Source organism: Paraflavitalea soli (assembly GCF_003555545.1).
GTDB classification, from domain to species: domain Bacteria; phylum Bacteroidota; class Bacteroidia; order Chitinophagales; family Chitinophagaceae; genus Paraflavitalea; species Paraflavitalea soli.
Genome location: NZ_CP032157.1, coordinates 5998649 through 6013587, shown reverse-complemented (window position 1 = coordinate 6013587; position 14939 = coordinate 5998649). Strand labels below are relative to the sequence as shown.

The window sequence follows — 14939 nt, the reverse complement described above, 5'->3', positions numbered from 1 at the left end:
TTTTAGCAGAAAATACTATCTTATTGGTTGACCAGGGCGGCCTGACCCGATTCGGGTATAAAAAGAAAGCCCCGATGTAGAAACACCGGGACTTTTGGTTAAGGCTCTGATTAGTAGCTATTTTATGATGTTCAGATGATTGCTCATCTTACTATCGTAGACAAGTATTCCTTACAAAGATAATTGTTAGAACGAATAAACCATATACCACTAACTGGGTATTTTTTTACCGACTATTGCTCAACGTTCTATTGCTTTCATTTCCTCCTGCACAAACTTCATGAGGATTTTGATACGTTCTGGCGAAAAGTTGAATTCCAGCCCGGCCGCCTTATACAGTTCCGGTAGAGTCTTGGTTCCGCCCAAACTTAAAGACTGCATATAGTTGTCTAACGCTGCTTCCTTATTTTGCCTGAATTGCATCCACAAACCAATGGCTCCCAATTGTGCAATGCCATATTCGATATAGTACAATGGTACCTCAAACAAGTGTAACTGGCGCTGCCAGCTATAAGTGCGGTAGTCATCAAGACCGCTGAAATCGATTACATCGGAAGAGAACTCATTGAGTATCTCCATCCAACGTGTGGCGCGTTCTTGTTCTGTATGGTTTGGATGCTCATATACCCAATGCTGGAATTTGTCTATCGTAGCAATCCAGGGGAAGATCGTAATTACACGTTCCAGCTGATGTTCCTTGGCCCGTTGCAAATCTTCCTTATTGTCAAAAAATACTTCCCAGGCATCCATGCTAAACAGTTCCATGGCCATACTGGCCACCTCCGCTATTTCCATGGGGTATTCCTTGAATGAACTAAGCTCCAACGGATGTGCCAGGAAGGAATGCACTGCATGACCCCCTTCGTGTACCATGGTGGTTACATCACTCATTTGCCCTGCCGCATTCATAAAAATGAAAGGCGCGCCTGTTTCTGCCAGCGGGCAGTTATAACCTCCCGGCGCTTTTCCTTTCCGGCTGTCCAGGTCAAAGCGTTTCATTTCATTCATTTTCCGAAGACAATCGGCAAAAAAGGGACGTATGGCTTCGAAGCATTGGATGCTTTTTGCCAGTAGTTCATCACCTGTTTTGAAAGGAGTTAAAGGCTTAATACCTGCGGGCTGGGCTTCGAGGTCCCAGGGCCTGAAGGTATCAAGACCCAGCTTTTCCTTCTTTCTTTTGTAAATAGCATTGACCAGGGGAAGCACATGTTGTTTAACAGCTTCATGAAATTGATAGCAATCTTCTTTGGTATAGTCGAAGCGGCCCAGCTCTTTGAACTTATAATCACGGTAGTTATAAAAACCGGCATTATTTGCTACCTGGTGGCGTTTTTCAATAAGTTTCGAGTATAAGTCATTCAAGGCCTCTTTATCCTGGATCCTTCTATCGTTCACTTTCCTGTAAACGGTTTCACGCAATGCCCTGTCCGGACTTTCCAGTAGTTTGGCTGCCTGTTGCAAGGTGTATTCCTGTCCATTCACCTCCACTGTCATTTTACCAGAGATCACGGCATATTGTTGTTGCAACACGCTTAATTCTGACTGAAGAGAAATATTCTTTTCCCTGAACAGTTCGATATTCTTCCGCACGCCACGCAGGTAGGTAAAATACTTTTGCTGGTCCAGTTGGTCGATGTAAGGACTTTCTACCAACTTACGGTTCAGTTTATCGCCATACAATTGAATCTGGGGTTGCAAGGCGGTAACGAAGAACACGAATGCTTCTTCCAGAGACTTATTCTCTGTATCACAGGTCATTTTTATCTGCCTCCAGCAGGCATCTTCACTTACCACAGCTTCCAGCTCACTCATATCCAACAGCCATTTTTCCAGGTCGGCATAACTTCCGATAGAGCGGTCCAGCAAATCCTTAAAATAAGGCTCCAGGGTATTCCAGTCTGTTACCACAAAATCGGCGGGTAAAAAATGCCTGGGCAACTTCTTGATATCAGCGCTAAAGTTCATAGATCATTGTTTAAATACTAAAGCTACAACCCCGGCTGCAAAAAACAGGTTCCGGAAGGTTGTAGCTTTTGTTATAAATAGGAAAAAACTATTCCTTGGTCTTTTTCGGAGCGGTTTTCTTTTTAACCGGCTCTTCTGCGCCTTCCTCGGTTTTTTTAGCCTTGGGGGCTGCTTTTTTCTTGGGTTTTTCTGCTGTTTCAGCCTCTTCCTCTACAACCTTTTCTTTCTTAGCTGTTGATTTAGCGGCCGCTTTTTTGGCGGGTGCTTTGGGCTCTTCAGCTACCGGTGCTGGTGCTTTTTCTTCCACTACAACTTCCTCAGCAGGCTCTTCTGCAAGTTCCCGTAGCTTGATTTCCACCTTGTTAGCATTGAGTACAGTCAGCCATTTCACCATTTTCTTCATGTCGCTGGCATATACGCGCTCGAAATCCAGATCGGGGTACACTTTCTCAAAATACTTCTTCAGGGCATTGTTGTCCTTACCGTCGGGCAGCTTCTCTCCGCTGCTTTGCATGGCCTGGAAAATGCTTGCCAGGTTCACATTATCACGAACGGTATATATCTCAATACTTTCCAAATGTGAGAAATTATGTACCCGGCTGGATACAAACCGGGTAGTCTGATCGTCCAGTGAACGGACAATAGCACCATCGCTCTTACTGCTTACTAACTCGTACAATCCTGGTAACCCTGTTACCGCTATGATTTTTCCATATTCCATATCGGGCTGAAAATTTAAAGGATATGCAAGATAAACGGAATTCGGCAAACCCTGTTCCAAAAGTTGACTAACTCTTTAAATACGGGCCTTTTTTATCTACGGGCTCCCGATCGCAGGGTTTCCACCCGCCGGGGTGCATTGTTAACTACCGGTTAATTTTATAGGGGTAAACCGCAGGTTTTACCCGCCATTGTCATCCAATTTATAACAGTCAATTTTAAATCACATAAACAATTATTGCAATGAAAAAAGCAATCTTCCTATTGATAACTGTAGCCATTGCCGGCATGTATACTGCCAATGCTCAAGGCGGTGGTGGTTTTCAACGTCGTACGCCCGAAGAACAACTGAAGGCAGTAAAAGAAAAACTGGTAGATCTCAAGCTTACACCTGATCAAACTACCAAATCCGACAGCACTTTTGCGAAATATTTCCGTACCAGGGAAAAAATGATGGAAGAAATGCGTGCTGGTGGTGCCCAACCCGATCGTGACGCAATGCGTGAAAAAAGCCAGAAAATGGCGGCAGACAGGGATGATGAGCTGAAGAAGATCTTCGATGAAGCGCAATACAAAAAATGGAAAGACGAAATTGAACCTTCTTTACGTCCTCAGCGCCGTCAGGGCGGTGGAGGCGGAAATAACTAATTAGTCCGAGCTCTATGATCGTATTAAGACCCTGGCAGATGGCCGGGGTTTTTTTATTATTGCTCCATCCACTGCTTGAAAGCCGTTACATTTTCCTGGCTGATCACAATTTCCTCCTGTAAGGCAGGCTCCACTTCCAGCAGTAATTTACTTTTGGGGTAGGTTTTTATCCTCCTGATGGCGCTCATATTGACGAGGTATTTACGGTTTACCCGGTAAAAAAAACCGGTGTCCAGCTGCATTTCGATATCACTCAAAGACTGATCAAGAATAAATTTTTGACCTTTATTGTCTACCATGCAAACCAGCTTATGGGTAGCGTAGAAATAAGCAATGTCTTCAGTCTTAATACTTATATAATCCGATCCGCGTTTTACCAGGAAGCGTTTTTTGTATCCGCTTTCTGCAGGCTTTTGTTGCCAGTTGACCAGGTTTTGATAGTTGGCAGAAAAATACTGTTTCAGCTTTTCATATTTTTTTAAAGCTGCTTCAAGCTTTACCTGCTTGATGGGTTTTAATAGATAGTCTATACTGTTGTGTTCAAAAGCCTCTTGCCAGTACTCGTCATAGGCCGTTGTAAATATTACCGGGCAACTGATCGTTGTTCGTTCAAAGATCCTGAATGACAATCCATCGCTGAGTTCAATATCCATGAAGATCAGGGCTGGGGCCGGATGTTCTTCCAGCCAGGCTGTGGCCTGTTGAATACTTCCCAATACATTTACAACCTGTATCGAAGCATCGCAGGCCATAAGGGCTTTCCGTAATTTTTCCGCGGCGGGTTTTTCGTCTTCAATGATCAATACATGCATATCAGCCAATTTTTAAAACGGGTAAAGAAACAGTAAAATCGTGGTCCGTAACAGTTACTGCGATCTCTTTGCCGGTCGTCAATTTGTAACGCTCGTCGAGGTTGTTCAATCCGATGCGGGATGAAGGTTTACGTAATATTTTTTTGCGTACCTGGTTGTGGATAGTTAAGACCTCCTCCTGCAAATCAATGTTCACCACCAGGGGGGAGGCTTCTGAGAATTCATTGTGTTTGATCGCATTTTCTACCAATACCTGCAAAGAAATAGGAGGGATCAGGAATTGATCCATCAGGCTATCGGGTATGTTCATGTTTAACCGAACAGCGTTTTCGAAACGGATCACCAACAGGGAGAAATAGTCATTCAGGAACTGCATCTCTTCGCGCAGCAATACCAGTTCCCGTCGTTTGTTCTGCAAAATATACCGGTACACATCGGCCAGGTTATCATTGAACTGCCTGGCCCTTTGTGGTTTTTCTTCTATCAGGTGCGATAGGGTATTGAGGGAGTTAAAAATAAAGTGCGGATCTATCTGGTTTTTCAGGGCTTCCAGTTCGGCCTCTACTTTTGCCCGGCCCAGCTGTGCATTCTTCAACATTTCATTTTCAGATTCTTTTACCAGGAAGAAGGTTTCGTATACATGCACAATGAAAACCACGCAAACCATAATGATCAACGTAGCTTCTGTAACAGTATTCCAATTGACCAGCCCGGCTTTGAAGATATGATACCATCCCATTAATAATAAGATGCTGACGGGTATGGTATAAAACGATACGGAAAAGATCAGTACCACCAGCTTGCGTATGGGTTGGTTGAACCAGTTGAAATAAGTGCGCAGGGTAAACAGCAGGTAACGGTTGCCTTCCCAGATCAGGAAGGACAGGCCAATGGTATAGGCATAACTCAATTTGATCTCCCAGTTGGAAAAACTGTTGTGGTCTACCAGCCTGGTGATAAGCGGAATGGCAATGCCAAAGAAAGGGATGAGTATCAGCCGGAAGCCGATATCATTGACCTGGCTGGCAACCGGAACTTTCGTCGCCGTGCTATTTGATTTCGTCAGCTCTTTTTCCATGCCGGTTCGCTTTTCGTTGGCACCCAAAAATTAGTGAAATAGATTCGATAAATCATAATCTATTTAATCCCTTAAAGTGTAAACACATGGACATGAACTCAATTAACTGGCTGGCGGTGTTGGTAGCCGGTGTTTCTGCCTTTGTACTGGGCGGTGTATGGTATTCCCCTGCTTTATTCGGTAAAGCCTGGATGAAGGAAAATAAAATGAACATGGAAGATGTTCAGAAAGGCAACAAAGCCAGGATCTTCGGCTGGGCTTTTGTGCTTTCGCTGATCATGGCCGTAAACCTGGCGATGTTCCTTACAGAGCCTGCCCAACCCTGTCCCGGCGCACCCGTCGTCAACATTTCCTGGGGCGCCACGGCGGGTTTTCTTGCCGGCATCTGGGTTTTTTGCAGCATTGCTGTAGTGGCATTGTTTGAACACAAAACAGCCCGGTACATTTTCATCAACGGAGGTTATTGTGTAGTGGCCCTGATACTAATGGGCGCCATTATTGGGGCCTGGCGTTAGGTGGAATGAGCGGTATAGCCATAAAAAAAACTGCCCGCCCGGTGTAGAACCAGGGCGGGCAGCTCATTATCGGGCTATTATTTTTTGGTGTACTCTATCTCCATGGTCTTGTACTCTTTCGCGCCTCCGGGCGTATTGTACATTTCCATTTTTTGGTGCTTGTCATCTGTGAAGGTCATGATCTCGCGGAACTTACATTCTTTTCCGGTGGAGGGATCTACCATGCTGCCGGTAAAAGTAATGCTTTTGCTGGCAGCATCCCAGGGACCTTCGGCTACCATTACACCTGTACCCATATTATCGATCCAGGTGCTGATAAAAACTTTTTTGATATTGTCATATCCTACAATGCTCTTTCCTTCGAAAGGCATACCTCCAAAGCTTCCGGAATGTTTTGATTCCTGGTAGCGGCCACCCAGGATCATTTGATTAACTGTTGTGCTTTTGCTTTCAGAAGGGGGTGCTCCTGGCGCCATCCACATCGTTACCTTTCCTTCCCACTTTCCATTCTGTGCGGCCAACATTTTATGTTGTTCGCCCGGTGTCATGTATGCTCCCCAGGCTTTCATCATGGCTGCAGAATCAAGTGGCGGGGCCGGTGCTTCAGTAGCAGCGGTAGCGGTGGTGTCGGGTTTGCTGGCCGTAGCAGTATCGCCTTTGGCGGCGCTATCAGTAGTAGGGGCATCATTACAGCCGGCAATGGCCAGTGCGATCGTTGAACAGAAAATGACGGTTAGCCGTTTCATAATAAATGAGTTTTGAGAAAGATAAACAAATTACCTGCCTACTTCCACATTACTGCTCCCCAAAAACGACGATCCCGGAAATTTTCCGGATGAACTCTTGCAGGCTAATCTGCCGCCTTCTGCCAATGGTCAACCATTAATCGGGAAACTGGGTTTTGTCAATATTAGGAATGATCCGCAACGCATTTTTATAGTATACTTTCTTCAGGATATTGTCGGGCAATCCCATGCCATACATGCGCCAGAAAGCATGGTATTTTTTATGATAAGGGAAATATTCGTCCTCTGTTTCCAGCACCCGGAAATAAGTGGCATACTCTTCCGGCACCCAACTGTCTTTGCCAAATAATATCCTGTCCTGGTACTGCTCAAAGAATTTACGGGCAGCCTTTGGCTGGCGGCCAAGTTCGGCAATGACGGCCCCAAACTCTACCACTACATTGGGCATTTCATTCAACAGCTTACCAAGTTTGGTAAGGTCATTGGGATACCAGCCAAAATGAGCGGCAATAAAAGTGGTTTTAGGATGCTTTTTAAACATGCGGTGTTGCTCTTCTATAAGTGTCTCCCAGGGCACGGGGTTGGTATCACTGCGCTTACGGCCCGGGTGGGTAGCCAGTTCCAGCCAGCGCTCATTTTTATCATCCTGCGCATCCCAGAAAGGTTTGGGATCGGCCGTATGGATCAGTACAGGTATTTTAAGGGAGCCGCACTTATCCCAGATAGCATCCAGCCGTGGATCATCGACCGTTACACGATTGCCCTGGTTGTCTTTCACAGAAAATCCCAGTGATTTGAATATCTTAAGGCCATTGGCACCGGCCTTTACATCTTCTTCCAGCTGTTTCACCGCTTTCTCTGTCCAGCCGGGTTCTCCAATACCTGAGAAGTTGATATTGGCAAACACAATGAATCGTTTAGGTGCATTGGTCCTTACTGAGCTTGTCATGCTCTGCAGGCTGGAACCGTATCCGCCGCTCAGGTTCACCATCACCTGCATGTTGAGCTTATCCATATCCTGCAGTAATTGTTTGATATCGTTTGCACGCAGCCCATTTTGATGGTTATGGACATCAATAAATGGATATTTGGCCCGGGTTAAAACATGTTCCGGTACTACCAGGGTAGATATAGGATTGTATTGTTCGAAGTCCATCCCCCGGCCCGATTGGGCACAGGCAGCCACTGTAATGACCAAAAAAGAAATGACAAAGGATAATTTTTGCATGTAGGAGGTTTTGAGTAGGGGCAAGCTATGGGAACCACAGCCCTTTAAAGAACCAGTGATCAAACTTAACAATCCTTTTTGATGTCAATGTGTACCCAATCCTTGCGAGGCGGGTTTTTTTTAAGGCCGCTTTTAAGAAGATTGAGCTATTTCCTGCAGCACCGCGTCTATCCGCTGCTTCAGCACACTGTATTCGGTGAAGCCGCGGGCCAGCAGGTAGAATTTGGATTCTGATGCCTGCAACAGCACAGCGGGAAATCCGGTTACCTGCAGCTGTTTGCAAAGCGCAAATTCGTAATAGGCCTTCTCTTTGTAAGCCTCGCTGTGCAGGGAGGCATAAAACTCGTCAGCCGGTAGCTGGTATTTCTCCAGCAGGTGCCGGTAGGCTTCATCATCACAAAGGTCCCTGCCTTCATAATTCAGGGCGTACTGAAGATCTGCGGCAAATGCGACCTGCTTCGCGGGAAAATAATCTTTGAACACACATAGGGCAATAGCTGGCTTTTCGGAGTCAGGAAACCAGTCGCTATCATCCGGGTTGTTGATATGCCACAGGAAGTCGGAGCCAAATTTGATGCCGGTGCGTTCTTCCACTACTTTGTAGGCCTGCCGTATATAGCCCGCCATGGCGCCAATTGGCTTGGGTTGATCGGAAATGATCATGCCGCCCGAAAGCACTTCAAAGAAGATCCTGTCCTTATATTCTTCCGCAATCTGTTTGATTACCGGACTAAAACCATAGCACCAGCCACAATAGGCATCATAACAATAATAGATCGTTATCATCTGTAATTAATAAGGGACCAAAATTACAGTCTAATTGTAAGAACCGGTGTACTGGATTTGCACGACTTATAGCGTAAACTTTATTGACGTCCGATGGCCGAATTGTAGAATCGAAGAAATTGCTGGTGAGGGGATATGATTAATTGTGGAATACCGGCTACAAATGATAGAGATAGGCATAAAAAAAGAAACTGTCTTAAAAGTCTCTTCAGATTGGAATGGTGGGCTTTCGCCTACTCTTCCTCCTTCACTGTCCGAAATGCTATTCCGGAACGATCTTATTGACTTGTAAGACAGCTTCAGTACGATAATGAAGACAGATATATGTTGAGTAATTGTACTCCTTTAAATTAGCTTACTTCCATCTCACCGGTAGCGCTGTTCTTCCGCAGCCCCTTTTTCACTTTATTCACCAGGTCATCAGCTGTATCCTTGATCTTTTTTCTGGTATCCGCTCCTTTTTCAGGTGCAAATAATGTGCCCACCAAAGCGCCTACAGCGGCAGCAGCAATCATCCCTACAAGAATATGTTTTGCTTTCATGATAATAAAGTTTAAACGTAAATAATAAAGGTACTTCGGTAAAATAAATACCAACACTGTGCCAAACCAAACTGGTAAATGCTTCTACAATTAAAATAAATGTTAACGGCATTCTGTCAGGTATTCCTAAAAGCAATAATCCCCACCTGTCCGGCGGGGATTACTTTCTGTATGATGAGGAAGAAAATTTATATTAACCTCTTCTACCTGGTCTGTCGCCACCACCTTCGCCACCTCTTGAAGGTCTGCCGCCACCCTGACCGCCACCACCACGGTTGCCGCCTCCGCTTCCATTATCCCTGCGCTCAAATGACCTTTGCTGGGGAGCTGATTCCCGTTGCTGACGGGGTTGCGGCTGCATCTGCTGTTGGCGCTGTGGTTGTTGCGGTTGTATCACCCTGGGGCTATTCCTTTCGCCGCCTCCTGGTCTGTTTTGCCATTGACGGTTATCATCGTTGCTACGGGGCTGGTATACTCTTGGCTCACGGGTTACAGGCGCCGGATTATTATTCCGGTTATTCCATCGGCTGTCATCACGGGAGCCATTATTGTCACGGATCGTCCGCTCACGGCTACCTGGTGCTGTAATTGCGCCAGGTCTGCTGCCGGTATTACCGCCTCTGTTCCCTTCAACTGATTTCCATTCGCGATTGGGACGTTGGATGCCATTATTATCGGCACGGCTACCCTGACCATTATTATTGCCAAACCGGTTGTTATCACGTTGGCCGGTTGCATTACGATCGGTTATCCTGTTTGGCCTGTTGTTGAACCGGTCATTATTGTCGGGGCGATTGTTGTTGTTGTTGTCAAACCTGCCGCCGCGGCCACCATTATTGCTGTTGTTATAGCTCCTGTTGGCATAACCTTGCCTGTTATTAAACTCACGCCCCCTGTTATTGGGGGTATATCGTTGGTTATCCCTGGTCACTACCCCACGGCCACCGCGGTAATTGTAAATATTATTGGTGCGGTTGATGTGCACGATGTTCACATTCGGCCGGCTGCGATAGCCGTTGCCATAGAATCCACCACTGTAATAGCCGCCATAGCTACGATAAGGGGCATAACAGTAGGAAGGGCGATAAACTCGTGGACCCCACCAGCCGCCATAGCCATAACCCCAGGGACGGCCAAATCCTACGCTGGCGTGGAACCAACCATTGTTGTAATTGAATCCAAAGCCCCAGCCAATCCAGGGATTGTAGCGTATATTAAACCCCCAGGTGTACGGACGCGGGAAATAATAGTTACCATACCAGGGCCGGTAATAATAGCCGGTACCATATACGATGGTGGGTCCGTAGATATAAGTATTGAGATATCCGGGTGTATAACCCATCCACACATAATCGGGAGTTACATCATAGATGTACACATATTTCATTTGGTATACCGGATAGCGGGGAGGGATCAGGGCCACTGCAGAAGGTCTTACGACTGCTACTGACCAGGGCCCTACGGCGCTGTACGATTCAAACCAGATACCATTGTCTACAGAATAATAACGACCTCTCCAGCGGATCACGGAAGCAGAAGTGTTTACTGCATAATCCATATCGGTACCATCAATATCTTCAAACTGCGGATCGCCGTCATACACTACATCGGCTTTGGCTTGTTGCCTGTCTACTTTAGCGGTTTGTGGAATTTCTGCTTCCTGCAAAGCTTCCTGAGAAGCCTGGGTGCCGGCTACACTGGCCAGCACATTGTCTTTGGCTGAGCCCTCGGGTATGCGGGCAAAGTCTTGCGGCAGTTTGTCAGAAGCTACATATTGCCACTGACCACTTAATGTTTTTGATTTAAACCAGCGACCGGAGATCAGTACATAATATTGCTGGGACTGCACATCCATGAAAATATCATCGTCGGAATTAGAAACATACAGTAATTCAGTGCCTGATACCGGTGCAAAATTGGCCTCTCCGTTGGATTGGATCAGCTCAGCTGGTTCGGTGCTGACTACTATTTTATACATGGTGTTTTCATCTGTTTCCTTTTCAGTGTCACCATCCTTATTGGCATCATTTACCTGTTGGGCAATGTTGTTGAGGTTTTGTGATACCTGGGTAGTTAAAGTATAAGGGCCGGTGGCAGAAGCGGCATTGTACCAATGTTTACCACCATACAGGTAAAAACGGCCATCATTGTTCTTTACGATCGTAAAAGGAGTATTGACCACTGCGTCCATTCCCCATGCACTGTTGCGTTGCAATTTGGGTGCGCCGTCGATCAATACCAATATGGAAGGGGTATTGCTGTATAATACTTTGGGAGGCGTATTGCTGATTTGTTGATCCAGTTCTGATTGCTTGTTGTTCAGGTCCAGGGATGACTGCAGGTCGCTATGCGAAAAACTGATGCCTCCCCGCCCAATCTCCTGCTCCAGGGCATCGGCATAATCGTCGAGCTTATCATCACTTATTTCACCGGGTAACTTAATATTTTCAACCTGGGCCTTTTCCACCTGCACCCGGCTGCCACTGTTGCTGGTAGTAGCTTTTAACCAGGCCATCCCGAAAACGGGATCTGTTTTACCACTTTCCAGTACAGAGATAGCGGCCTTAGCCTGGAGGGTATTACCGGAATAGGAATCCGGCTGCCACTGGTATATTTTGATTACTGTGCCCTGCGGGGTGGTTACGGTTTTGGGCCATGCGTCCTGTGCTGAGACAGAAAGGCCAGACAGTAAAATACCGCCCAGCGCGCATAAGAAGGTAAAGAATGATTTCATAAAGAGGCAGTTTGCGTTGAATGAATCCCTGGTGGGTTTTGTTATTACTTTCAATTTACACTGGTTAGACGATGAAAGCTATTAGTAGTTTACTAAAGTGACCAACGTTTGCAAAACATTAGCAAAAAGAGGTGTTAACGACGAGGCTAATTTTTCTGAAATCCAATGGTTTAGGCAGGATCAAGGAGGTAAACCGCACAGTGATTGTATCAGAAACGAACAAATTCGTAGTTAATACAATAGCTATTTAATTCAAAATCAATCTCTTTCGAGTCTGGCATTTTTCTGGCTGCTTTTCGGAAGACAATACAGTTCTTCCCCATTCAAATCATTGGTCCATGTTCAAAAACTATTTTAGAACCACTTTCCGGCTGCTGCTGAAAAACAAGACCTTCAGTTTTATCAACATTATTGGCCTGGCTATTGGCACCTTGTGTTGCCTGTATATTGTGTTGTATGTAGTGGACCAGTATAGTTATGACAAGCACCACAAAAATGAAAAGGATATTTACCGGCTCACCACTTATCTGTACCTGACGGGTGATAAACATACGATGGCCACCGCTTCACCGCCCATTGCCCCGGCCATCAAGCACGACTTTCCGGAAGTAGAACAATTTACCCGGGTGATACCTACACTGGGTGTAAGTCGCCACTTACTGAAATTCAAAGACAAATCGATCTATGAAAAAGAGGCCTTCCTGGTAGACTCTACCTTCTTTGAGATCTTTACCTACCATTTTATCAGTGGCTCACCCGCCACGGCTATGGCACAGCCTTATTCCATAGTGCTGGGTAAACCGCTCGCCGATAAGATCTTTGGCAACGAAGATCCCATGGGAAAAATAATAGAGGTGGACAATTCCTGGGGGAAAGAATCCTTGAAAGTAACGGGTGTAATAGATGAAAGCCTGGGGAAGTCACATATCCATGCCGCTTTCTTCCTTTCTCTGAATGGGTACGGAGAAGGGTTGCGTAGTAACAATGTGTGGACGGGTAATAATTTTACTTATTCTTACCTGAAACTACAGCCCGGAGCCAGCGCTACTGCCCTGGAGGCAAAATTTCCGGCCTTTTTGAATAAGTATGCGCAGGCGGATCTCAAGGCCAGGGGCATGGAAAAGAAACAGTTCCTGCAGCCTATCACATCTATTCACACGACCAGTGGATATGAAGTGGAGGCCGGAAAAGTAGTAAGCAGCTCCTTTCTGTATATCTTATTGCTGATAGCGATCCTTATACAGGTGATAGCCTGTATCAATTTCATGAACCTATCCACCGCCCGTGCTTCCAAACGAGCCAAAGAAGTAGGGGTAAGAAAAGTAATAGGCGCTGGCCGGAAAAGCCTGATACTGCAATTTCTCAGTGAATCATTTTCACTTTCATTGATCGGCGTGCTTATTGGCTTGCCTTTGCTGATCATGGCTCTTCCCTGGCTCAACCAACTTACGCAGGCCGATATTACGCTTTCCTTCCTGACGCATTATGAAATATGGCTGGCACTGGCAGGTGTGGTATTGGTTACAGGATTATTGGCGGGTAGTTATCCTGCCTTCTATTTATCAGCTTTCGACGCCATCAAGGTGATCAAGGGCAATTTTAAGAGTCATATTTCCGCTTCCGGCATCCGTCGCGCACTGGTTGTATTCCAATTTGCCTTGTCGATCATTCTTATTGTAAGTATCCTTGTTATTTATAACCAGCTGAGCTTTATAAAAAACAGGGACCTTGGCTTCAATGCCAATCAAAAACTGGTATTCACTTTTTATACGGATGATACGAAGGCAAAGATGTCATCCTTTATGACCGACCTGCAGCAACTGCCGGAGGTGAAAGGGGTGACGAAAACGACCGGCATTCCCGGGCAGGCAACTTATTTTAATTGGGGCGTATTTCTTGCCGGCGGCAACCTCACCACTTCTGTAAACCAGGAAAATGTTACAACCGACGAATATTTTATCAAGACCATGGGCATTCAATTGGCCAGCGGCAGGGACTTTCATTTGTATGATTCTGGTAAGGTGATCATCAATCAAACGTTGGCAAAACGCCTGGGTCTTTCTGTTGAAACGGCGCCGGGAACCAAGCTATATACAGAAGATAATGGCAGGAACTACGAAATAGCAGGTGTAATGAAAGACTTCAATTACCAGTCCCTTCATGAGGCCATCAGCCCGTTTATGCTTATTTATAACGCGAATAACCGCTCTGCTGGTAATATCATGGTGAATGTTGATAGTAAAAATTACCAGGTGTTGTTGTCAAAAATGGAGGCCATCTGGAAAAAGGATTTTCCGGCCGTGCCATTCGATTATGCTTTTCTGGATAGCCAGGTGCAACAACAATACCAGACCGAAATTACTTTATCACGTATCATCAATTCCTTTACAGGCATTGCCATCCTGATCTCTTGTCTGGGCTTGTTTGGCCTGGCGGCTTTCAGTGCGGAGCAGCGTACCAAAGAAATTGCTGTACGGAAAGTACTGGGCGCCAGTGTGCCGGGCCTTGTACAGATGCTATCAAACGATTTCGTTAAGCTGGTGGCCATTTCCTTCCTGATAGCCACACCGGTAGCCTGGTGGGCCATGAATAAATGGCTGCAATCTTTTGTATACCGCATTGACCTTAGCTGGTGGATCTTTGCATTGGCAGGCTTGCTTGCTTTGGGCATCGCTATATTTACTGTGAGCTTTCAGGCTATCAGGGCGGCCATTGCCAACCCGGTAAAGAGCCTGCGCACAGAATAAGCACCTGATAACTTCAGCAGCTTACGCCACTGATGAATAAGAAGACAGTTTAAAAGGGCCCGGGAGGGCCCTTTTATTCCCATATAATCATTAATGCTATCCAGATCAGTCCTTAACCATGACTAGTGATAAAAGAAAAGCTGCTCAAAGATAGAAAATAAGCGGTAATATATAACCTCAACAGGTAAAAATATTTAGTCAAATAAGACTTGGCTCGAAAATGAGCCAAACGGTCTTTATTTCTTCATGCTGTGTGCACGAATTGCTTCCATGAGTTTGTTTTCTGTCACAGGTATTTGACCTATAGTCTTTTTTTCTACACCTCATTCGTTGTTTTTCCCAACTCATACCGATCTGCTATTCATATAAGTCTGACGGCGGGTAATATTGCACTCCATTTTGCTTCTAAGGGCATCAT

General features: G+C 45.7%; 12 protein-coding genes. 3 read left to right on the top strand and 9 right to left on the bottom strand.

Annotation, left to right across the window (positions count from 1 at the left end; translation table 11 throughout):
- Positions 1-240: 240 nt before the first annotated feature.
- Together D3H65_RS22845 and D3H65_RS22840 are read right to left on the bottom strand one after the other, a co-directional pair.
- Positions 241-1965: a M3 family oligoendopeptidase gene (locus tag D3H65_RS22845; protein WP_119052535.1), complete on the bottom strand. Its 1725-nt coding sequence runs from the start codon at positions 1963-1965 to the stop codon at positions 241-243.
- An 88-nt stretch (positions 1966-2053) separates the two neighbouring features.
- Positions 2054-2686: a DUF5606 family protein gene (locus tag D3H65_RS22840; RefSeq protein WP_119054616.1), complete on the bottom strand. Its 633-nt coding sequence runs from the start codon at positions 2684-2686 to the stop codon at positions 2054-2056.
- A gap of 242 nt (positions 2687-2928) precedes the next feature.
- On the opposite strand from D3H65_RS22840, the gene D3H65_RS22835 reads away from it, so the two are divergent.
- Positions 2929-3333 carry a hypothetical protein gene (locus D3H65_RS22835; RefSeq protein WP_119052534.1) on the top strand — a complete coding sequence of 135 codons (405 nt, stop codon included), beginning with the start codon at positions 2929-2931 and terminating at the stop codon, positions 3331-3333.
- Between the two features lie 56 nt (positions 3334-3389).
- Here the strand turns inward: D3H65_RS22835 and D3H65_RS22830 are convergent, their stop codons facing one another.
- The gene (locus D3H65_RS22830) at positions 3390-4145 is read right to left on the bottom strand and encodes a LytR/AlgR family response regulator transcription factor (RefSeq protein ID WP_119052533.1); all 756 of its coding nucleotides are present in this window, start codon (positions 4143-4145) and stop codon (positions 3390-3392) included.
- 1 nt (position 4146) lies between these two features.
- A complete protein-coding gene (locus tag D3H65_RS22825; protein ID WP_119054615.1) occupies positions 4147-5223 on the bottom strand; it encodes a sensor histidine kinase in 1077 nt (358 codons plus the stop codon).
- A gap of 92 nt (positions 5224-5315) precedes the next feature.
- On the opposite strand from D3H65_RS22825, the gene D3H65_RS22820 reads away from it, so the two are divergent.
- Positions 5316-5738: a DUF1761 domain-containing protein gene (locus D3H65_RS22820; protein WP_245999569.1), complete on the top strand. Its 423-nt coding sequence runs from the start codon at positions 5316-5318 to the stop codon at positions 5736-5738.
- 77 nt (positions 5739-5815) lie between these two features.
- Here D3H65_RS22820 and D3H65_RS22815 read toward each other — a convergent pair whose 3' ends face one another.
- From D3H65_RS22815 to D3H65_RS22795, 5 genes are all read right to left on the bottom strand, one after another.
- Complete coding sequence (locus D3H65_RS22815; RefSeq protein ID WP_119052531.1) at positions 5816-6484, bottom strand: DUF1579 domain-containing protein; 669 nt, start codon at positions 6482-6484, stop codon at positions 5816-5818.
- Positions 6485-6620: 136 nt separating this feature from the next.
- Complete coding sequence (locus tag D3H65_RS22810; protein WP_119052530.1) at positions 6621-7712, bottom strand: amidohydrolase family protein; 1092 nt, start codon at positions 7710-7712, stop codon at positions 6621-6623.
- A 132-nt stretch (positions 7713-7844) separates the two neighbouring features.
- Positions 7845-8498, bottom strand: coding sequence for a DsbA family protein (locus D3H65_RS22805; protein ID WP_119052529.1), 654 nt, complete (start codon positions 8496-8498; stop codon positions 7845-7847).
- Between the two features lie 350 nt (positions 8499-8848).
- Complete coding sequence (locus D3H65_RS22800; RefSeq protein ID WP_119052528.1) at positions 8849-9040, bottom strand: YtxH domain-containing protein; 192 nt, start codon at positions 9038-9040, stop codon at positions 8849-8851.
- A 193-nt stretch (positions 9041-9233) separates the two neighbouring features.
- The gene (locus tag D3H65_RS22795) at positions 9234-11774 is read right to left on the bottom strand and encodes a ribonuclease E domain-containing protein (protein ID WP_119052527.1); all 2541 of its coding nucleotides are present in this window, start codon (positions 11772-11774) and stop codon (positions 9234-9236) included.
- Positions 11775-12112: 338 nt separating this feature from the next.
- Here D3H65_RS22795 and D3H65_RS22790 point away from each other — a divergent pair, with 338 nt between their 5' ends.
- The gene (locus D3H65_RS22790; protein WP_119052526.1) at positions 12113-14521 is read left to right on the top strand and encodes an ABC transporter permease; all 2409 of its coding nucleotides are present in this window, start codon (positions 12113-12115) and stop codon (positions 14519-14521) included.
- Positions 14522-14939 lie beyond the last annotated feature (418 nt).